This is a genomic window from Sphingobium lactosutens DS20 (assembly GCF_000445105.1).
In the GTDB taxonomy this organism is placed as follows: Bacteria; Pseudomonadota; Alphaproteobacteria; order Sphingomonadales; family Sphingomonadaceae; genus Sphingobium; species Sphingobium lactosutens.
The window spans coordinates 44,622-63,467 of record NZ_ATDP01000074.1; the positions used below are offsets into that span (position 1 = coordinate 44,622).

Genomic DNA, 18,846 nt, shown 5'->3' on the forward strand with positions numbered 1-18,846 from the left:
AAGCGATGTGACCGACCTCTTCTCCCCGATGGACCTTCACGGTATCTTTCTCCCCAACCGCATCTGGATGTCGGCTATGACGCGCACGCGCGCGACGCCTGACAACGTACCGACCCCGCTGATGGGCGAGTATTTCGCCCAGCGCGCGGCAGCCGGACTCATCGTCACGGACTGCACGGCCGTGTCGGAACAGGGCAGGGGCGTCATCAACGGCCCCGGCATCTGGCGCGAGGACCAGATCGAAGGATGGCGGATCGTAACCGACGCGGTCCATGCCGCGGGCGGGCGCATCTACTGCCAGCTCTGGCACTGCGGCCGTGTCGCCCATCCCGACATGCGCGAGGGCGCTTTGCCGGTCGCGCCGTCGCCGCTGCCGGCCGATGGCAAATTCAAATTCCCCGATCGCGAGGTCGATTTCCCGATCCCGCGCGAGCTTGCGGCCGACGAAATCCCCGCGATCATCGCCGACTTCGCACGAGGCACGCGTAACGCGCGCGACGCGGGCTTCGATGGCGTCGAGTTGCACGCCGCCAATGGCTATCTCCATGACCAGTTCCTGCAGGACGTCAGCAACAAGCGCACCGACGACTGGGGCGGAAGCATCGAAAATCGAGCGCGGCTGATCCTCTATACCGTCGACGCGATGGCTGACGCCTGGGCGATCGAGCGCGTCGGTGTGCGGCTTGCGCCTTCTATCTCACTTTATGGCATGGGCGACAGCGATCCGCTCTCGACCTTCGGTCATGTCGTCCGCGAACTCGACGAGCGCCGGATCGGCTGCCTCACGATGTTGGAACCCAACGCCAAGGATCGCGAGAATGGCGTCGCGATCGCCGCCGTCGCAAAGACCTTCCGACCGATGACCAGCGTACCCTTCATCGTCAACACCGGGTTCGATAAGGCCAAGGGCATGGCCGCCATCAAGACCGGCGACGCCGACGCGGTGGCTTATGGCGTCTCATTTCTCGCTAATCCCGATCTCGTCGAACGCTTCGAGGTGGACGACGAAAAATTCAACAAACCCGATCCGTCGACGTTCTACGGTGTCGGCGCAGAGGGCTACACTGACTATCCAACTATGGCCACCGGAGCGGCGCGATGACCTGGGACGAGTTCTCGACGGTCCGCGTCAACGTGGGCGATGCGGTGCTCGCGGTGCGGGTCGGCGGTGCCGGGCCGCCGGTAGTCCTTCTGCATGGCTTCCCACAGCATTCCCTGATGTGGCACGCGATCGCACCGCGCCTTGCCGATAACTTCACGGTCATCGCACCCGACCAGCGCGGGATGGGCGCTTCGTCGGTGACGGATGGCGGCTACAGCAAGGCTGCGCTCGCGGGCGACCTGGCAAGGGTGCTCGATGCACTTGGTTACAGGCAGGCGCACGTCGCCGGCTATGATCTCGGCGCCGGCGTCGCGGTCGCCTTCGCCCGCGATCATCCCGATAGGGTCGGGCGACTTGCGGTGATGGAGTTTGTCCTCGCGGGCTTTGGCCTGGAGCAGGCGATGACGCCGCGGCCGGGCTGGGGCGCGGACTCCAACTGGCACTTCGGTGTTTTCGCCGCGCCCGACGTTGCAGTATGGCTATTCGCGGGGCGCGAGCGCGCGCTACTGGAATGGTTCTTCTGGCACGAGAGCCACACCGGATCGCTCGTCGTGAGTGAAGCGCATATGGCCGCCTATGCGCGCAGCCTGTCGCGTCCGGGAGTGCTGCGTGCAGGCGCCGGATACTACGCCTCGATCTTCCAGGACGCGGACGACAACGCGGCGCTCAGAAAGATGCCACTGGCGATCCCGGTCCTGGCCGTCGGTGGCGCATCGCACGCCGGACCGATGCTGGAGCGGTTCTGGAGCGACGCCGCGTCCGACCTGTCGACCGCCGTCATCCCCGCCGCCGGCCACTGGCTCGGCGACGAGAACCCGCAGGCAACGGCGGTCGCGCTGGCAGAATTTTTCTCCCAAAATTAATGCAGCAGGAGGCCGACGTGGCTGAACCGAAAAATATCCTCATCGTTGGCGAGACGCCCGAGAATATGGATTTCTCTGACCCGGCGATCCCCGAGGGCTTGACCCCGGAGAAGATCAAGGCGGGGCTGGAGCAGTCGCTCGATGACCTGCGCGGCAAGGGCTACACCGCCTGTCTCGTATATCTCGACACCAAGGACACGGCGCGCGATCAGATCAGTGAGGCGCTCGGGCGGCGCGTGTTCGACATCATCGTCATCGGTGCGGGGCTCCGGATCGTGCCCAAGCAGACGGAGATGTTCGAGGTGGTCATGAACGTCATCCACACCGCAGCGCCGCAGGCGAGGCTCGCGTTCAATCTGAGCCCTGACGACTCCGCGAACGCGGCCGAGCGGCAGCTTGAGTTCGACAAGCATGTCTAGCCATGACTGCCCTTTCTGTCTGAAATATATCCATAGGGACAAAAAGGACAAGCGGACCGGCGATGGAGCGTGACGCTCCGCCGGCATGATGGTAAAAGGAAGTCGAAAGGATTTCCCGATGGACGAAGCCGTCGACAGCCAGCAAAAAGATGACCATGCGGAGCGCTCGCAGCTGTCTGGGTGGCTATGGGAGCCATGGTTCGCGAAGCTTTGGTGGACCGCGATCCCAGTCTGGTGGATTGGAATGGCTGCATCCACTCGCAGCGACACATTGGAAGCCTTCTATCGCGGAGGAATCGCTGGCTATCTGAACGTCCTGTTCTTTCCGGGGACCGCGCTCATGGTTCTGGGCGTGGGTTATCTTCGTGAGCGCCTCGATAGATTTGTCTGGCAAGGTGAGGGTATGCCGCTGTCCGATGAGGAAGAGGAGGACCTGTTCCAAACGCGAATACGGCAAGAGCACAATCGCTTCTTGGATGGTATCGGGAAGGGAACTGACATGTTCGATCCCCGGTCAGGTCCGCTCTGGATCGGCAACCCTTTGAACCCACTGAACGCAGGGTATATCGATCCTCATACCGGGAAGCACCGCTAGCGTTTCTTGAAGCTGCTATCGCCGTCCCCGGGGCTGCCCTGGATATCCGTCGAAAAGCTACCTTTTGAAAGAACGGAATTTTGCTCGAGGGAAGTGAGCGGACCGGTGATGTCAAAGGTGGCGCGCCCGTTGTCCGCATCCTGCAGATAGCGATTGCGCATCCCGTCGGTCCCGAGGATGCGGCTCGAGAGCTCGCGTGAGAACGCCGCCTCGGGCGTGCTCGATCGGGCCGCGGCTCGCTCGGAAGCTGCTATGGACTCGCGAACGTCGTAGTTCACAATGTCCATTGTAGCGTGGGCGTCTTCGGTGGTGCTTCCCGAATCGCGGCTTTCATATCCGACCTTGGCGCCAAAATTTCCGGTCGTGGAACGGTCGGTCCGGTTGACCGGCGCCGATTGGCGACCGCGGCTTGAACCGCCGCTGCGTCCCCCTGTCGTTTCGCTATCTGAGACGCCTACCGAACGTCCGATATCTATCCCGACGTTTGTGCCGATCGTGATCTGATCCTGCGCCGAGCGTGAAAGCGTTCTTTGCCATCCCGTCTGCGTCATGATCGCCTGAACATCGCGCTGGAGCGTGTCCGCGACCTGAGGCTTGAGACGCCACTCACCCTTGCGGTCCATCTCGAAGCCGCCGCGCAGCCAGTTGGCAAGCATGGCCTGCCCCTCAGCGCCGCCGCCCATGAAGTGCTCGATCGTATCCGGGCCGGCCTGTTTTCCTGCCTCGAAGCGGGTGCTGGTGTCGCTGCGCGCTGAACGGCTGAATTCCGTTCCGCTGGAAACCAGCAGATCGTTATGTGCGAAGCTGAAGCGGGCGTGCCCGCCATCGGCGATCGCGCCCAGCTGGCTTTCATTAATCAGCCCTGCCTTCCACATGGCGGCAGCGGTCTCGGGGGTAAGGTTGAGACCCAGATCGCCATTCTGATCCATGGCGATCTGCCGTTTCGTGAGGTTGATGCCGTTCTCGGCAAGCAGGCCCTGCATACGCGTGAGACGCTCCCGATCAACAATCGAGGTGAGGCGCTCGTTGCGCGCACGATCGGCAATACCTTCGGCACCGCCTTCGGCCATATCGACCTGGTTTCCCGCCGTGCGACTCAGCGCCTGAATGAAGCTGTCGAGCCGTGCTGCCTCGCGCGTCGAGACGCCCGCCGCAGCTGCGCCCTCCGCGAACCCAAAATTTTCCGATTGGCGCCGCTGCTCGCCGATGCGCGCCGCGCTTCGCGTGCCCGCTGTTCCGACTTCACGCTGCGCGTCGAGCTTGCCGGACCGTTCGGCGAAATCGTAGCCCGCCGCCTCGCGCGTCCGACCATAGATGCTCGTGCCTTCGCGCCCGGCCTCCGCCGTCGCGCCGTCGGCGGTGCCCAGCTGGGTCGCCGCGCTGTAACGCTCGATCGCTGCGACCACCTGGGCTTCGTTTCTCCCGGTTGTGCGAGAGAGCTGGGTGATGGCCGTGCTGCGTGCCTCTCCGGACAGCGCGTTGATGAACCCGACCCGCCGCGCCGTCTCGTCGACCGACAGGCCGAGCATCGAGGCTGCCTCGCGCTGACCCTGATTGCTACCGGTCCGCCAACCTTGCTCGGTGGCGACATTGGCGCGCTCGACACCAGCGACATTGTCGCCAGCATAGTCGCGACGGCCCTCCATCGCGCCGACCTGAACTTGCGCTGAGGTGAGGTCGTTCCTCAGCATCTGTTCCTGATCGAAGGTGTTGGCGATCAGCTTGGCGAAGGTCGGATCGGCCTGGGCCTCCCCGATCACACCCGACGCCTTTAGCTGGGCATCGGCGGGCGAGTAGCCAGCGCGCTCAAAGTGGCGCGCGGCTCCTTGCATCATCATCCCGTAGGCGCGCTGGTCACCGAAAGCGCGCCACTGGACGAGGTTCTGGCTGAAGGCAGCAAATGCCTTCTCGCCGGCCTCGCCCTGGCCGAAATAGCCTGTTCCAAGATTCCGCAGCGCGTCCTTCTCAGCGAACTGATGAATAGCCGTTGTGGCGGCATTGGCCTGAACCGCCCGCGCGACTGCCGGATCGGCAAGGTCGCGGCCGCCCAGCGCGGGCGCGAGGCTTCCGAGCTGGCGCGATCCCTCGATGCCTCCGAGCGCAAAGGCGGTACCACCGGGCGTTCCGGGCCGTTCGCCAAGGATATGGCCCGCCTCCCCATAGGAGCGATTGGCATTGAAAGTGGAGCGATCGCCGAAATCGCCGAAGCTCGAGGCCGCTCCCGCACGCGTGCGGGTGCCCATGGCCGAAGCTTGTGCTTCCAGCGCTGACGCCTGGCCTTCGGCGGTGCCCATGGGCGCGGCGGCGGCCGTACCCTGGCTTGCGATCCCGAGCGTCCCTGAGGTGAAGGACGTGAACACGTTGCCACTAAAGCGGAAGACCGTGAAGACGAAGGCACCGGCAAGCCCGGCAGCCGCTGTCCGGAAGCTCCCGAAAATTGCCAGCGCCTTCATCGCAGCGGAAGGCGCGAGCAGCCAGGCGTTGGCGGCCAGCGCGTTCGAGCGCAGTTCCGCGAGCGTCGCAGTCGCGCGGCCGAGGGTGAGCTGATAAATGCCCGCGTCGATAACGCCCCAGAGCGCTACGAACACAAACATGCCGAGCGCGAAACTCGCGACCCGCAGGTTGATCGGGGTCAGGATGAACAGGAGGGCGATCGGGATCATGAAAAGCATGATGCCGAAGACGACGGCGCGGATCGTCGGCATCCACTCGTTTGCCACCGACATGGTGGCGAGCCCGTTGGAGATCACGGCGCGATTGGCCATCACCCGCGCAGCGCTCGCAGGCGAATCTTCGAACAGGACGTCGCCGACCGTGTTGCCGAGCAGGATGTGTGTGAGGAATGCCTGCGCACTCAGCGGACGGCCGAGCATCATCTGCCCCATTTCGCCAAGCTGCTGGCGGCAGCGGGTCATCTGCTGGGCGTTGCCCGTATCATATCCCGTTCGTGCGCAGATCTGACCAGTGTAATTGTCGAACAGGACGGGATCGGACAGACGATCCGAGATATGTGTCCAGGCATCGGCGCAGCTGCCCGTCGTGCCGCCCTTGTCGGCTTCGGTATATACGGTCGAAAAGGTGGCTGGCCCAGCCATGGCCGCAAACGATGCCGGCAAATCGGTCGCGGTCCGGAAGAGTTGATCATCGTCGACGCCATAGGCCGCCGATACGCGGGCGACCGGATAGCATTGGCGGACATAATCCTTGATGGTGGCATCGAGGAACACATCGGTCATTGGGCCGCGCGGGCTTACCGCGTTAAGGAATAAATCGAAACTGTGGCCGCCCGCGCCAAACTCGATCTTCGCATTGGGATCGAGCGTGTTGTCGTCGATCGTCTCGACCATCGCGCGCTCCATCATGTTTGTCGCGCCAGCAACCAGGACCAGCAGGTTCGGGACGCCGCCGACTGCCTGATAAGCGTTACGGACCCGATCATAGACATGAACGGTGCCGGTCGTGGCGATCAGCCCGACGAAGAGACCCGCGCCGATCAGGATCTGGAAACCGAAGGCGACCAACCCCATGCCCGTGCCCCGGACGCTGGCGATGATCGCGCCAAGGCCAATGCCGACCGTCGCGACGATCATTACCAGCGTTTCGTACCGGGGATCACCGAAGATCATCGAGACGAGGCGGAAAGCATCGACGGTCTCGGCAAAGCCGTCATAGGTATGGAAGCTCGTATCGACCGCCAGCGCGGGCGAGGCAAAGAGCAGGGCGGGAAGGGCTACAACTGGCCTTAGAAACCTGCGCATGGGTGTCGGATCCTGTTTACTGGTTGCGGGCGGCGGCACCGGCGGCGTCGCGGGCATCGCGATCACGCTCGCGCAGGAGCCCGGCATAATTTGCGGAGAGGTTCGCTTGATCGAGCGCGGCCATGTAGCTCTGGCGCATCTGCGCGCGCTGACGTAGCACTTCGTCTCTCAAGTCGCGCAACTGCTCGATGCCCTTCGACAGGATGCGGGTCTGGCAGACATTGGCGTTGTTGCTGTCTGCTGAGCCCGCGACCGTCGCCCCGCGTTCGGCATTGGTCACCGTGAAGTCGATCGTGCGGGTCAGATCATTGAGCATCTGGTAGGCAAGAGTGAGGGCCACCAATTCGTCTGTATCGGCGATCACGGAGTCGACAACGCCTTGGCGCACGCCCCATTCGAGCATGCGATAGACCGGTAGTGTGCGGACATTGGCTACGAACTGCCGCTCCTCGGCCGTTAGCGCGGCGCGCGTGCGGATCTTGGTTGCGATCGACTGCATGCGTTCGCGGGCCAGGACGAGCGCGCCGCGTCCCGACCCATCCTGCGCGCAGTCGGCGCCGGTCGGCGGGAAATTGAGCGTTCGGCGCTGGACGCGCCCGGTCAGGAAATCCTGCGCGCTTTCCGTATCCTGCGCCGGGCACTGGGGGATGGCCGTGAACAGTGGAACGCGGTCGCCATCATCCCAGCGCATATAGACGTCGCCGACGCGGGCACGCATCACGCTCGCCCAGTCGCCCGCACCGACGCGAGAGGCGGCATGAGCGAGAAGGGAGCCGGAGCGAAAGATGTCGGTCACTTCCGCCGGGCAATTGGCGAGGGCGTCCTTCAGATCCTCGGTCGGGTTGTTATTGTTCGCCTCGATCTTCTCGCGGCTCTGCTGGTAACTCTTGGCGAAGCCCTGCTTGACCGAGCGATAGCCCGTCATCTCCTCGATGATCCCCGACATATTGTCATCGCCCTTGGCGATCTGGACCATGCGATTGGCAAGCCGACAATCATTGACCTGGATCGAGTTCAGGAAGTTGGTGGCTGCCTCCATCTTCGAGATGATGTTTCCCATCTTCTCATCGAGCGTTTCGAGCAGATACTGGAAGGCGACTGCCGGCGCGGCCTGCAGAATGCTTTCAAGTTTTTGGACAAGATAATCGGGGTCGAGGAACGACATGCCGCCCAGGAACATGTCGATGCCGCCGCAGCCGGCACGAACCTTGGGCAAGCTCACCGACATCAAATAGTCGTTATGGACGTCGACCCGGCCTGACATCCCGCCTGCCGTCACATAGCCGCGGGTCTGATCCTCGAAGCTCCCGGGGGAAGTGTAGGTGACGTTGTCGAACCAGCTCTCCGCCCAGCTCTGGGCATGGGCAGGCGCTGCGGAGAAGACCGTCGCGATGCAGAGGGTGATCAGCGCGCGTGCGGTTGCACGAGGCCAGGGAAACATGGCGCACTCCGGACTATCTGAGGTGAGGGAAGAAGGGCTGAGGCCGCCATCGCTCAGCGCCTTCCGGGTTGGGTCGCCGGCAGCCCCACGATGCCGGTGAACTTGGACATCGCCCGGACACCGACGGCGGGTCTCACGCCCGTCAGCATCTTCGCGGCCAGATAGAGGTTGCGGGCCAGATTGGGCGCATGGTCGGTGCCGATCGCCACCGGCACGACGCGAAGGTCGTCCGAGATTGGGCGCACCCAGGCCACGGGATGCCCAACCCAGGGCAGGCCGAGGCGTCCCGACCGGATCATCGCTTCCTGGGCGCCGATCGTGCGGACCTGCCAGCCGTAGCGCGTGCCGAGCGTCGTCAGCTTGGTCCAGAGATCCCCACAGGAAACACAACCGGGCGTCGTTGTCATTTCGATGACGAAGGCCGCGCCATGGCCCCGCAGCGTCGTCGTAAAATCATCGGGGAACTCCCGCGTAACCGGAACCCGCGAGAGCCACGCCTGCATGGTCTTTGCGTCGCCGACCGGATGGATCGCGGCCCGCATCGCGTTCTCGTGGCTGACGGTCCGCGCGGACGCGGAACCCATGCCGATGACGAGGCCAGGGATGCCTAGGAGGATGAGCGCCCGCATTACGGTTTCGGCCCCGTGGAGACGTCGACGAGATCGCCGCCAAGGGCGCGGGGATCTGTGGCCGAGACGGGGCCGTTGCCCAGGGCATCGAAGAAGCCGGCGTCCTCGCCCGGGCCCGTCATGAATTGCTCGGACCGGATATCGCCTCGCAGCAGTCGCACCGCCTGGTAGGCCGTCTGCGCGAGATTGGGATAGGCCTCCACACCGGACGCGATGATCATCCGCTGCTGGCTCCCGCGCCGGATAATCATCGTCGTGGGGGTAATCTCGACCCCGAACCGCGCGCTGAGATCGGATCGCTTGTCGAGATCCAGGAGCGTGACCTGCCAACCCATCTCTTCCTGGAACCGCTGGATGATGGGCCACTGGACCCGGCAATAGCCGCAGGTCGAACGAGAGAACATGACGAGCGCGAACTCGCCCGCGTGGCTGCGCAAGTAGGATTGCCGAATGGCATCCTTCTGGGCCGAGAGCTCGGAGCGGGCATCACCGACCATCGGATTGGCCGACTTCGAGTTGAGTTCGGGATATTGCAGCATCGCGATCTGCGTCACGCCGGCGAACGCACGCGCCTTGCGCCGCGCGAAGTCCTGAAGCCGCCAGAAGTCGGCGACGGCATCGACCGTCAGCACGGTCGCGGCATAGTCGCGCTGTTTCTCGATAAGCTTGCGGATCTTCGGCGGGGTCCAGGTGGCAAGCTCCGCCATGGGCGGTATAATCGGCTTTGTCAGCGCGTCCGGTTCGGCCCTGTCTTCAGACTTCGGCTTGGGCGCTTCATACCACCAATAGCCTTGTCTGGCCGGATCGGCAGCCGGAGCGCCTTGCGCGCTTACCGCCGATGGAAGCACGATCAGTGCCATGACGCCGAGGCTGACGGCAGCGAGCCGATGGCATAACCTGCCAGTTTGTATTGAAATTGTCGTGGCAAATGGCGAGATAGCCCCGAGGAGTTTAGCTGCATGGCACAGCAGGCCCGTACCGATCGCGGTGGCTCGACGCGCAAGGATGATGTCATCCAGATCAGCGCTGCGGCCGAGCTCGAGGCGATGCTCAGTCGCGCCGATTCCCTGGAAGGACAGAAGCTTTCCGAACTCATGCTTGCGAGCGAGCGGCGGCAAGCCGAGGCCGCGATCCTCGATCAGCGAACCTTTTTCCTGGATGCCGACAGCCATGAGCAGTTCCTGGCGATGCTCGATGCGCTGCCAATCGAAGCCGTTCGGGCGCTGCAGGGCTAGCCACATCCTGCACTGCGTGCAGCCTGGCGGGGCCTTTCGGGGATCGGAGACAGGCCGAAGTTCGTAGCGACGCCTGGTGCGCCTTGCCTGATCGCCCGCGCTCACAGGATGCGCTCCATCCGGACGAGGCTGGCGATCGGCAGCAGTCCGAAATAGCGGCTGTCGAACCCGTGCGCGTGCGTCGAGCCGACATAGGCCATCCCGGCGGGAATGACGCCGCTCCACTTCAGATGATCAAGCTGCAGCCCGTTATGGGCCTGCGGCAGGCTGACGCCGAGCAACTGCCCGTTGCAGAAATAATGGCCGTCCCGGCTGCCGGGCACGAGCGGGGAAGGGGTCTCGAACATCGAAAGCCGATCACCAGGCAGGCAAAGGGCATGCTTGGTGACGGAAACCGGTTTCGGCCCGGCGATCGGGTGATGCAGCGTGAACATCACATAGTCGCCACGCACGATCGGTCCGGGGCTTTTGCGGACAGCAAAGGCCTCGATCGACGGGGTCATGACCAGGGGCACTTGCGGCATCACCAGCGCCGCGAACAAGGCGAGTGGCAAAACCACCAGCATGGCGCGCCAGAGCCGCTCCGGTCGGGCCGGCTGATCCGGGCCGGGCGCACCGAGCGCCACCGCGGCATCACGGGGAAGACGCCTCAGGCGCGGCCAAAGCCCCGCGATCCACCTAGCGAGCAACCAGAAGAGCCTGAGCATGGCTAACCTCCTCTTTCCCGCCGAGGCGGGCATATTCGTCAAGCATTCCGGAAAGGGCGCTGTCGCCGAACACGATATGGGCCGCGCGCGGACTTTCATCGTCCCGCTCGCAATAGGCCTGCGTCGGATCACCCGGGATCATCGCGAGCGCAGGGACCTGGGCGATCCGGTGCTGCCGGAACACGATCGGATCGACGATCAGCTGGACGTCGCGCATGACGCAGTTCGGGCCTTCGCAGCCCGGATCGACCCGCAGAATCTGCGCGGTGAGCTTTGCCATTGGTCCCATCTTCCGGAGGCCCCCGGGTACTCCGCGAAACGCCATCACGCCGTGCACCTTCTCGATCTGCATGGCGTAGTTGCGCAGCGTCGAGATCGGCATGGACGAGGACACGAACAGCACCGGCACCCAGCCCTTGGCGGTGACGGCAGGGGGCGCCTTGGCAAGCGCCTGTTCCTTCGTCGGCTCGAGACCAAGGGCCTGACGCAAGGCCCTGGCCTGGCGCTCGCGCTCGACCGCGAGGCTGGCTTCGCCCCGGGCTTGCGCGGCTCGGGCGCGCGCCTCCATGTCGGGCGCGGGTATTCGTTTGCGCAGGCCATCGAATGCGCGGCGACGATCGGCCGGATTGTCGGTTGCCGGCAGGACTGGCTCGGGCAACCGCACAGCATCCGTCTTGCCGCGCGAGACCGCGCCCTCAAGCCGGTCCATGGCGGCCTGGCCCTGATCGGACGTGGATTGTCGGGCGCCCCCGCGAGGGGCGTCATTCGCGCTGTCCTGACCAGGCGCGGCCGTCGCCACGCCAATCAGCGTGAGGAGGGCGACGTTATGGATTGACCGCTTTGAGATACGCATTGACGCGCTCCCCCATGTCTATCTGGATGTCGGATTGGGCGCGGGCCTCGATGTCCGCATAATATTCGGAGAGATCGATCTTGCTGAAGTCGAGCGCCTGGAATTCCTCGGGCGTGAAACCGCGGCACATCGGCTTCTTGGCCGTGCCCCAGAGATTTCCATTGAATGCCTTGAGCTGCGGCCGCCCCTGCTCCTGGATGATGCGACCAAGCTTGGTATTGAAGCAGCAATGACCGCGGGCTTTTTGCAGACACACGCCGAGAAAACTCGAGGTGCAATAGCTTCCAATCTCGTGGCACATGCCGGACGAGCGCAGCATGGCGGTTTCCATATCCTGCTGATCGCAACCGGCGAACAGGAACTCCATCATGAAATTGATCGCGAGACTGACCGCGATTGAGGTCGGGTCGATGCCGACGATCAGCGCATTGGCGCCGGCGCTCGCCGCCTGGCTCGCCGTCGCGCCCGCCTTGAAAGCCGTGTAGGCGGCCTTCATGCCAGTGAACACGCCCTTGGCCACCGCGATCTTCGTGCCGATCGACGATATGGACGAGCCCATTCCGTCCTTGACGATCTTGCCCTTGTCCTTGCAGCAATTCGCAAAAGTCGTGCTGAGACCAGCGGGACGGCAACGCACGCCGCGTCCCGAGAAGATCTCGATCTGCCCCAGGCAATTGCCGTCGGCATCGATGCCCCCATCGGAGGGCGTGCCCGCATCATCCATCGGTGGCTCTTCGACGATGGGGTTCGACGAGAGATCGGCGCATTGATTTGGAGAGCAGGCCGGAGGGCCGCCTTCGCTTTTCACCATGCAGGCATATTGCGGTCCGATCGGGCAGCTATATTGTCCGGCGGCGTCCGCGACGCAGTCGACCTGCTGGATCGGGCAAAGCCACGCGCCGCTGGTCGTGGCAAGGCAGCTTGCCTGTTCGCCTTCGTCGGCGGCATCACCATTGGCGTTGAGATCGGCCGCGCAGATTTGCTGCGCACGCGCCGCGCTCGGGCAAGCAAGCGCGAGCCCAATGCCAAGCACCAGAGCGAGCGCGGTGCCGCGGATGCGCCGGTGCCGGTGGATTGAGCCGATCATTGCACGCTCCCCGTGCAGACCAGGTCGGCGCCGGCGAGGCGGACTGTCTGCATCATCACCACCGCTTCGGGAAAATCGTCGAGGCACCCACAGCCCGACACCACCTCTTCGCCGGGGCCGGCCGGGCACTGATTGCCGGCGGTGCAGGCGTGGAAGAACGTGTCGTATCCGGTCGGCACATTCTGTTTCGCACCGACCACGCCATCAGGCGCCGCCTCGCTGTTCACCTTGGGCGCGCGCGTCTTGCACACTGGTTCGCATGCCGGCACGGAGCCGCGATCCGGCAGGCTGAACGGCCGTGTGGAGGCGTTAAAGCTCCCGTCGCTCTGTCGTGCCCGATCGGCCAGGATCGTCTCCGTCGAGTGATCAATGATATAGGCGCCCCGGCTCGTGTCGGGCTTGGCGACGGTATCGACCGAACAGCGATAGGTGCGGTCCTTGAGGAAAAAGTCGCGGGTGAGATCGGTCGGGCAGGCCGGGCCGCCAAGGATGCGGGTCTGGGGCAGGGGCTTCAGGCCGGTCGCAGCACCATTGATCCAGGTCTGGACGCCATCTACCCGTTCGCTGTCGAGCTTGCACTGAGGATCGGCGGCGATCGTCCCGCATCCATCGACCAGCTGCTCCAGCGTCTTGCAGCTATTGTCGACGTCGACATGGACCTGCGCGAAGCCCTCGCCTCCTGAAGCCACGGCCACGCGCAGCCAGATCTCGTGATCACCGGCGGTGAGCCAGGGCTTAAGATCAAGATTGGGGTAGGAGTAGAAGGTCTTCTTGAGTTCGCATTTGCTCGGCGGAAGGCCGAGCGTGGTCCAGGCTGACGGGCCGGAGCCGACGAGCTGCCCGTCGACCCGCACCTGTGCCCAATCATCGGCGAAGAATTGAGAGAGGCGCGCATCGACGATCCGGTCGGGGTCGCTCACATGCAATGTCATCCGGAAATCGACGAGCGTGCAACTGCCGCCCGCAAGGCTGTTGTCGGCCGGCGACCCCATCAGAAAATCGAAGGACGATCCGTTCTGGATCGTGGAATAGCCGCCCGACGTCCGGCTGATGATGTCTTGGGCGCCGGGCTTGAGCACGGTCACGCGCCGCTCGATCGTGCAGTGTCGATATTGCAGGGAAGTGCCGGTTCCGATCGCCGAGCCCTTGAGCGCCTGAAACACGCTGTTGCCCGTCGAGGCCGCATAAGCGTCCGACGAGATGGCTGCGGGATTGGCGCGATAGGCCGTCTGAGGCAGGTTGGGGTTGGATGAGCAGGCGGTCGATTGTGCACCCACATATCGGATGGCCGGTCCGTCGATCACGGCCTCCGCCACCCCATAGCGCGGGTCAGCGGTCGTCAGCGCGCCGATCATGCCGCCGCCCAGGTCGCGCAACACTGAAGCCATGTTGCCCCAGGCGAGGTTGGCGCCGCAGCTATTGTTGATGCAGTAGCAGCCGGCGAGCTGGGGCATATCGACCGCGGTCAGTTTGAGTGCCCTGGCAGCATCGACATCCCAGCGGAAGAAACTGCAACCGTTCCAGCTGCCTGGCTGGCACGACACCACGCCGTTCGCGCAGATACCCGACACCGGCACCGGCAGGTTGAAGGTGCTGTCAACCGTTCCGTCGAGATCGGTGTCGCGCGCGATCGTGATCGTCCCGAGATCACCGGTCCCTGAGGGTTGCACCAGGACCTCGAGCATCGTCGCAGTTTTCTGGCACGCGATGTTGGGTGCGAATGTGCGGCTGTTGTCGACGGTCGCGATCGACTGGCCGGAGAGCCCTGGTGTCACATAATTCTGCTGGAGCGCGTCGCTGTCGCTTGTCTTGGCGCGCGACGCCTCGGCCGCGGTGCGCGCCCGTTCCTCCATCGTCTGCGCGGGAACGGGTTGGGAGATCGGGATGGCCAGCGCGACCGCCACGACGGAGGCGGCGGAGAGGATACGCCTTCCCCGTCGGGGGGGAATTGCGGCCGCGCTGGCCGGGGGTGGAGCGACGCCGCCAGGGGGGCTTGGCAGCGCCGCTCCGGTCCCACGCAGCAGCCATCGGCCGTAGGGGCCTTGGCGAACAGACCTCCGGAATGGACGGCTGTCTTGCGCGGGAACGGGGGGAAGCGATCGGCTCATGGCACGGGTATCCCGGCGCAGCAGATCACCTTTTCGAAGAGCATGAACTGGGCATTGTCCTTGCCCGGCGCGTGCTTGGCCGACGACCAGAGCGCGCCGGGCCGGCCGATATTGACGCACTTGCCGCCCTTCACGGGCTCCATGATCTGGAGCTTGTAACGGGACTTGGTCCAGACCGGTTGGGGAATGAACGAGCAGCCGTCGGCCGAGCTGATGGTGAGCGCGCCAAGCCGCCCCATCATGAAGACCCCGCGCGCGGCAAGCCCCGCCCAGGCCTCGACACTATCGTCGAAATGAATGTCGCCGGCGATCGGATAGGTGGCGCCCCACGATCCCATGCACCAGAAGAGCGGATCGATGACCTTGCCGGCAGCCGCGGCCGCGCTGTCACCCATGCAGGCGAGGCCGGCGGCGGGATTGCCGAACAATATGCCCTCGGGCTGGATGATCGCGCCCAGCGTGCCCGACTGCCAGGTCGGCAGCACCTCGGTCATCATGGCGACGTCGAAGCCGTCATTCTCAAGGCACGGCAGGTCGGTGAACATGTCCAGCATCGCCCAGACCGGCGAGATGTAATAATGCATCTGCGCGAACATCTTGCGCGTATTGGTGCCGTCCGAGATGGACGACTGGCTACCCTGCAGCTTGCCCCCGGTCGGCATCAGATCGGCGCCCAGCGCCATCATGCAGCCGGGTTCGGTGACGACGTCGATCATCCGGTTGGGCGACCAGTAGGAGACCTTGACACCGAACCAGAACTGGACGCCCTTGCGACAGGCGCAGAGCGGCTTGGACGCGGACTGCGCATCGAGTGCCTTGTCGAGCTTGTCGAAGCTGCCGACCCGGATACCGCCCACCGTGATCGGGAAGATGCACGTCCAGCGCACCTTGGTGATCGGGTTGAACACGGTCCCCGCCTCGCATTTCGAGGCATGGGCCTCGCTCGGCCACGCAAGTGTCATTGCAAGCCCGATAAGGAGGCCGAGCAGGAAGATACCGAGGCGGGCGTTCATCATTCTGGCTCCTGGCAAGAGGAGGCCGAGGTGCCGACCGACGCCGAGCGCACGCAACGAGGATCCTGATGTCGCGTCTCCCGTGTCGCCCTCATTCTTGCTTTGTGCGTACTTTCGGCGTACACGATGCTCAAAGCGGTATGAGGAAGGAAGCGGCGATGAATGCCGTTCAGGACATCAGCACGGAGATCGACGAACGCGCGAGCGAACGGATGAATTTCCGCATGAAACCACGCGTGAAGAAAGCCATCCAGCGAGCTGCTGCGCTGTCGGGCGTCGACGATTCCGTGTTTGCCGTGAACGCTCTCTACAACGCTGCGCTCACGACGATCTCTACGCACGAGCATACACGCGTCACCGCGCGAGACTTCGCGGCAATTCTCGATGCGCTCGACAATCCGCCCGAGCCCACCGAAGCGATGATAAAGGCTGTGGAGGGCTATAAGCGGCGCGTGACGAGCCGCTGACCTCGCGTCGCCATGGCAGAACCGACATTTATCATCGAGCCGCTCGACACCCAGCGGCATGACAGAAAGCGATTCTCGTCCGGTATCTCGCAGGTCGATAACTATTTTCAGAAGACGGCGAACAAACTTGTCAAAGCCGACAACCTGCGCGTCTATGTGATGACCACGACTGGGGGCGACCTGGTCGGCTTCTATGGCCTCAACGCCCACAAGATCGACCATATCGAATTGCCCGAGAGCTACGCGCGATCGCGGCCCGGCCATGGCGACATCCCGGCCGTCTATATTTCGATGATAGGTGTCGACACGCGATATCAGCGGCAGGGGCTGGGGGGCTTTCTCCTCGCCGATGCCCTGCACCGCATTCTCGCCATTTCCCAAATCGTCGGGGTTTCGATTGCCTTGCTCGATATCCTCGATTGCGGCGATCCCATCCGTGTGGCGCAGCGGCGCAATCTTTATCTCCGCTTCGGCTTCGAGGCATTGCCCGATGCGCAACTGCGGCTGTTCATGCCTGTCGCCGCCATCGCCAAACTGCCTTTCTAGGCGGACGCTGCCGCCGGGCTGTTCTAGGGTCACTATCATCGTTCCACTCCGCCATTGCTGGCGCGGCTCTTCGGGCCGAACTCGATCAGGATGAGACGGGTGCCGGACTGCTCGACGATGACCGGTGCGACCTGGAGGCCCAGCCGCTGTTTCACCCGTTCCTCGAGAATGTAGATGGGCCGCCCGGTTCTCTCAGAGAGATCGATCGCGTCCCCACTCTGGCCTCCGAGCGCCGAAAGCAGGATGAAGTCGCTGGCCCGCGCGCTTCGCAACGCCCAGCTCAGGTCGCGCGGATGCACGACGACCAGCCGCTGCGGCAGCTTCACATAAGTCAGCGGATTGAAGGTGAAGCCCTTGGGGTAGAGCGTCTTCCCATCCGGCAGCGTGATGTCGAATTCGAGCGTATAGAAGGGCACGACGCTGCGCGCCCGGTCCTCGCTCGCCACGCCAAGCGACGCGGCCTTGAGCGCAGTCCATTTATCACGCGGACCGAAGGCCTTGCTCATATCGCTCGGCAGCGTTGCGACCTTGGCTTCGATCTCGGCAAGCGCATCGGGCTCTGCAATCGGCCAGGTCCGCCCGATCTGGGCGGTCGACGCATAGGCTGCGCCGGCGACGCAGGCTATCAGCAGCACCGCGCCGGCCAGCGCGCGGAACGGGCTGCGGCGGATGTCGTCAATCATCGCCGTCCTCCGGATAGAAGGCAGCAAAACCCTGCAGACGCAGGCGCGCGCGCTCCGCCATCGCCGGATCGATCTCGCAGCCGAGATAACGCCGGCCCGTCCTGATACAGGCCTCGCCGGCAGCCCCCGATCCGGCGAACCAGTCGCCGACAAGGCCCCCGCGCGGACAGGATGTCTCGATCAGCGCGGCAAGCAGCTCGACGGGCTTCTGGGTCAGATGGATGCCGCCGCGAACGCTGTTCACGCCGATCACGGACTTCATGATCCGCGTCCCATCGTCATGATAGTCGCGGATTCCGATCCTGCCGGTGTGCCCGAACCGGTCAGCCCGCCTTATCCTGACGGATTTGTTCCGGTGGAGCGCCGAGACGCGGCGAACGTCATTATAGACCTGCGCCCATTTCCCGTCCGCGCGGTAGAATTGGGCGACCAGTTCGTGGACGCGCTTGAAGCGGTCAGCCGCCATGCCGGTGCCGTTCGACTTCTGCCAGACGATGTCCTGCGCCAGTCGCAGTCGGGCGGCGCGAAGCGCCGGCGCGATCCGCAGGAAGGAGCGCAGCGATCCGAAGACCCAGATCGATCCTGTCGGTCGCAGAGAATCATGCGCGAGCTTGAGCCAGCCTTCGACCTGCCGGTCCCAGCCGAGTGCCGTGTCGCCATAAGGAGGATCGGCGATGATAAGGTCATACGGCCCCCGCCCGAGCATCTGAGCGCGGCAGTCCCCCGTCAGCACGGTCGCTGATCGCACCGCCCTGGCGGCGCCATCGGACAAGATGCGAAGATCAACGGCCATGACGCTGTCTCCAATGTCCCTCGGGCGGCTCGGGAACGCCGATGAGCGCGGTGAGGAACGCGAGGAAGGCGAGCGGCGTCAGCACCCAGATCAGCGTGCCCATGTCCTCTCCGGGTGCCGGCGACATGAGCAGCAGCACGCTCTGGATCAGCATCAGCAGGAATCCGCTGATGACGAGCCGGACTGCCGATTGCGACGGCGTGGAGGAGGTGAGGCCGTTCATTTGCCCTGCCTCCGGCGCAAACGGGTCATGAGCTTCGCCGTGCCCGCGGACAGGCTGAGCAGGAGCAGGCCGGTCGCAAGGCATGAGGCTGCGACGATGACCGAGCCACGCAGCACCAGCATGGTCGGCTGCTTGAGGAAAAGCCCTGCGACGAGCACGAGCAGCCCGATCATCACGGTCTCGATCAGCACCAGCCGGAAGCGCCACAGAAAGGATTCCGCCTCGAACCGCTCGGCCAGACGTTGCTCGACGATCACTTCGATCGCCTCATTGTCGGACCAGTTGAGCGGCAGCTGATCGGGGTGGGGCGTATGGCGTGCCATG

Annotated in this window: 19 protein-coding genes; 6 read left to right on the forward strand and 13 right to left on the reverse strand. The window is 64.2% G+C overall.

Annotation, left to right across the window (positions count from 1 at the left end):
- Positions 1-7: 7 nt before the first annotated feature.
- The 4 genes from RLDS_RS35115 (at position 8) to RLDS_RS35130 (ending at position 2,979) form a co-directional block, all read left to right on the forward strand.
- Positions 8-1,102 carry an alkene reductase gene (locus RLDS_RS35115; protein WP_140041725.1) on the forward strand — a complete coding sequence of 365 codons (1,095 nt, stop codon included), beginning with the start codon at positions 8-10 and terminating at the stop codon, positions 1,100-1,102.
- Positions 1,099-1,965 carry an alpha/beta fold hydrolase gene (locus tag RLDS_RS35120; protein WP_021225125.1) on the forward strand — a complete coding sequence of 289 codons (867 nt, stop codon included), beginning with the start codon at positions 1,099-1,101 and terminating at the stop codon, positions 1,963-1,965. Before RLDS_RS35115 ends, RLDS_RS35120 begins: the two co-directional genes overlap by 4 nt.
- Positions 1,966-1,982: 17 nt before the next feature.
- Complete coding sequence (locus tag RLDS_RS35125) at positions 1,983-2,384, forward strand: hypothetical protein (protein WP_040603674.1); 402 nt, start codon at positions 1,983-1,985, stop codon at positions 2,382-2,384.
- A 118-nt stretch (positions 2,385-2,502) separates the two neighbouring features.
- Entirely contained in the window at positions 2,503-2,979 is a 477-nt protein-coding gene (locus RLDS_RS35130) for a hypothetical protein (RefSeq protein WP_021225127.1), read from the forward strand.
- Here RLDS_RS35130 and RLDS_RS35135 read toward each other — a convergent pair.
- From RLDS_RS35135 to RLDS_RS35180, 9 genes are all read right to left on the reverse strand, one after another.
- Positions 2,976-6,737: a conjugal transfer protein TraG N-terminal domain-containing protein gene (locus RLDS_RS35135; RefSeq protein WP_031297657.1), complete on the reverse strand. Its 3,762-nt coding sequence runs from the start codon at positions 6,735-6,737 to the stop codon at positions 2,976-2,978. The two genes, RLDS_RS35130 and RLDS_RS35135, sit on opposite strands and share 4 nt — an antisense overlap.
- Positions 6,738-6,753: 16 nt before the next feature.
- Entirely contained in the window at positions 6,754-8,178 is a 1,425-nt protein-coding gene (locus tag RLDS_RS35140) for a conjugal transfer protein TraH (RefSeq protein WP_021225129.1), read from the reverse strand.
- A gap of 53 nt (positions 8,179-8,231) precedes the next feature.
- A complete protein-coding gene (locus RLDS_RS35145) occupies positions 8,232-8,807 on the reverse strand; it encodes a hypothetical protein (protein WP_021225130.1) in 576 nt (191 codons plus the stop codon).
- Positions 8,807-9,667, reverse strand: a complete 861-nt coding sequence (locus RLDS_RS35150; RefSeq protein ID WP_021225131.1) for a conjugal transfer protein TraF — start codon at positions 9,665-9,667, stop codon at positions 8,807-8,809. The genes RLDS_RS35145 and RLDS_RS35150 overlap by 1 nt, the downstream gene beginning before the upstream one ends.
- Before the next feature lie 476 nt (positions 9,668-10,143).
- On the reverse strand, positions 10,144-10,749 hold the full coding sequence (locus tag RLDS_RS35160; protein ID WP_021225133.1) for a S26 family signal peptidase: 606 nt from the start codon (positions 10,747-10,749) through the stop codon (positions 10,144-10,146).
- Complete coding sequence (locus RLDS_RS35165; protein ID WP_021225134.1) at positions 10,721-11,602, reverse strand: type-F conjugative transfer system pilin assembly protein TrbC; 882 nt, start codon at positions 11,600-11,602, stop codon at positions 10,721-10,723. The genes RLDS_RS35160 and RLDS_RS35165 overlap by 29 nt, the downstream gene beginning before the upstream one ends.
- Positions 11,574-12,689, reverse strand: a complete 1,116-nt coding sequence (traN, locus tag RLDS_RS35170) for a conjugal transfer protein TraN (RefSeq protein ID WP_021225135.1) — start codon at positions 12,687-12,689, stop codon at positions 11,574-11,576. The genes RLDS_RS35165 and traN overlap by 29 nt, the downstream gene beginning before the upstream one ends.
- Positions 12,686-14,542 carry a hypothetical protein gene (locus RLDS_RS35175; protein ID WP_031297660.1) on the reverse strand — a complete coding sequence of 619 codons (1,857 nt, stop codon included), beginning with the start codon at positions 14,540-14,542 and terminating at the stop codon, positions 12,686-12,688. Before RLDS_RS35175 ends, traN begins: the two co-directional genes overlap by 4 nt.
- A gap of 251 nt (positions 14,543-14,793) precedes the next feature.
- Positions 14,794-15,810: a TraU family protein gene (locus RLDS_RS35180; RefSeq protein WP_031297662.1), complete on the reverse strand. Its 1,017-nt coding sequence runs from the start codon at positions 15,808-15,810 to the stop codon at positions 14,794-14,796.
- A 158-nt stretch (positions 15,811-15,968) separates the two neighbouring features.
- On the opposite strand from RLDS_RS35180, the gene RLDS_RS35185 reads away from it, so the two are divergent.
- A complete protein-coding gene (locus RLDS_RS35185) occupies positions 15,969-16,277 on the forward strand; it encodes a type II toxin-antitoxin system TacA family antitoxin (protein ID WP_021225138.1) in 309 nt (102 codons plus the stop codon).
- A gap of 12 nt (positions 16,278-16,289) precedes the next feature.
- A complete protein-coding gene (locus tag RLDS_RS35190; RefSeq protein WP_021225139.1) occupies positions 16,290-16,823 on the forward strand; it encodes a GNAT family N-acetyltransferase in 534 nt (177 codons plus the stop codon).
- A gap of 35 nt (positions 16,824-16,858) precedes the next feature.
- Here the strand turns inward: RLDS_RS35190 and RLDS_RS35195 are convergent, their stop codons facing one another.
- Genes RLDS_RS35195 through RLDS_RS35210 form a run of 4 tightly spaced genes read right to left on the reverse strand, consistent with a single transcriptional unit; the run spans position 16,859 to position 18,845 of the window.
- Complete coding sequence (locus tag RLDS_RS35195; RefSeq protein WP_021225140.1) at positions 16,859-17,506, reverse strand: hypothetical protein; 648 nt, start codon at positions 17,504-17,506, stop codon at positions 16,859-16,861.
- Entirely contained in the window at positions 17,499-18,299 is an 801-nt protein-coding gene (locus RLDS_RS35200; RefSeq protein ID WP_021225141.1) for a DNA-methyltransferase, read from the reverse strand. Before RLDS_RS35200 ends, RLDS_RS35195 begins: the two co-directional genes overlap by 8 nt.
- A complete protein-coding gene (locus RLDS_RS35205) occupies positions 18,289-18,522 on the reverse strand; it encodes a hypothetical protein (RefSeq protein WP_021225142.1) in 234 nt (77 codons plus the stop codon). The genes RLDS_RS35200 and RLDS_RS35205 overlap by 11 nt, the downstream gene beginning before the upstream one ends.
- Entirely contained in the window at positions 18,519-18,845 is a 327-nt protein-coding gene (locus tag RLDS_RS35210) for a hypothetical protein (protein ID WP_021225143.1), read from the reverse strand. Before RLDS_RS35210 ends, RLDS_RS35205 begins: the two co-directional genes overlap by 4 nt.
- Between the last annotated feature and the right edge of the window lies 1 nt (position 18,846).

Coding starts and splice junctions, on each gene's coding strand:
- RLDS_RS35120 (WP_021225125.1), top strand. CDS start 1,099: ATGACCTGGGACGAGTTCTCGACGGTCCGCGTCAACGTGGGCGATGCG.
- RLDS_RS35130 (WP_021225127.1), top strand. CDS start 2,503: ATGGACGAAGCCGTCGACAGCCAGCAAAAAGATGACCATGCGGAGCGC.
- RLDS_RS35135 (WP_031297657.1), bottom strand. CDS start 6,737: ATGCGCAGGTTTCTAAGGCCAGTTGTAGCCCTTCCCGCCCTGCTCTTT.
- RLDS_RS35140 (WP_021225129.1), bottom strand. CDS start 8,178: ATGTTTCCCTGGCCTCGTGCAACCGCACGCGCGCTGATCACCCTCTGC.
- RLDS_RS35145 (WP_021225130.1), bottom strand. CDS start 8,807: ATGCGGGCGCTCATCCTCCTAGGCATCCCTGGCCTCGTCATCGGCATG.
- RLDS_RS35150 (WP_021225131.1), bottom strand. CDS start 9,667: ATGGCACTGATCGTGCTTCCATCGGCGGTAAGCGCGCAAGGCGCTCCG.
- RLDS_RS35160 (WP_021225133.1), bottom strand. CDS start 10,749: ATGCTCAGGCTCTTCTGGTTGCTCGCTAGGTGGATCGCGGGGCTTTGG.
- RLDS_RS35165 (WP_021225134.1), bottom strand. CDS start 11,602: ATGCGTATCTCAAAGCGGTCAATCCATAACGTCGCCCTCCTCACGCTG.
- traN (WP_021225135.1), bottom strand. CDS start 12,689: ATGATCGGCTCAATCCACCGGCACCGGCGCATCCGCGGCACCGCGCTC.
- RLDS_RS35175 (WP_031297660.1), bottom strand. CDS start 14,542: ATGGAGGAACGGGCGCGCACCGCGGCCGAGGCGTCGCGCGCCAAGACA.
- RLDS_RS35180 (WP_031297662.1), bottom strand. CDS start 15,810: ATGAACGCCCGCCTCGGTATCTTCCTGCTCGGCCTCCTTATCGGGCTT.
- RLDS_RS35185 (WP_021225138.1), top strand. CDS start 15,969: ATGAATGCCGTTCAGGACATCAGCACGGAGATCGACGAACGCGCGAGC.
- RLDS_RS35190 (WP_021225139.1), top strand. CDS start 16,290: ATGGCAGAACCGACATTTATCATCGAGCCGCTCGACACCCAGCGGCAT.
- RLDS_RS35195 (WP_021225140.1), bottom strand. CDS start 17,506: ATGATTGACGACATCCGCCGCAGCCCGTTCCGCGCGCTGGCCGGCGCG.
- RLDS_RS35200 (WP_021225141.1), bottom strand. CDS start 18,299: ATGGCCGTTGATCTTCGCATCTTGTCCGATGGCGCCGCCAGGGCGGTG.
- RLDS_RS35205 (WP_021225142.1), bottom strand. CDS start 18,522: ATGAACGGCCTCACCTCCTCCACGCCGTCGCAATCGGCAGTCCGGCTC.
- RLDS_RS35210 (WP_021225143.1), bottom strand. CDS start 18,845: ATGGCACGCCATACGCCCCACCCCGATCAGCTGCCGCTCAACTGGTCC.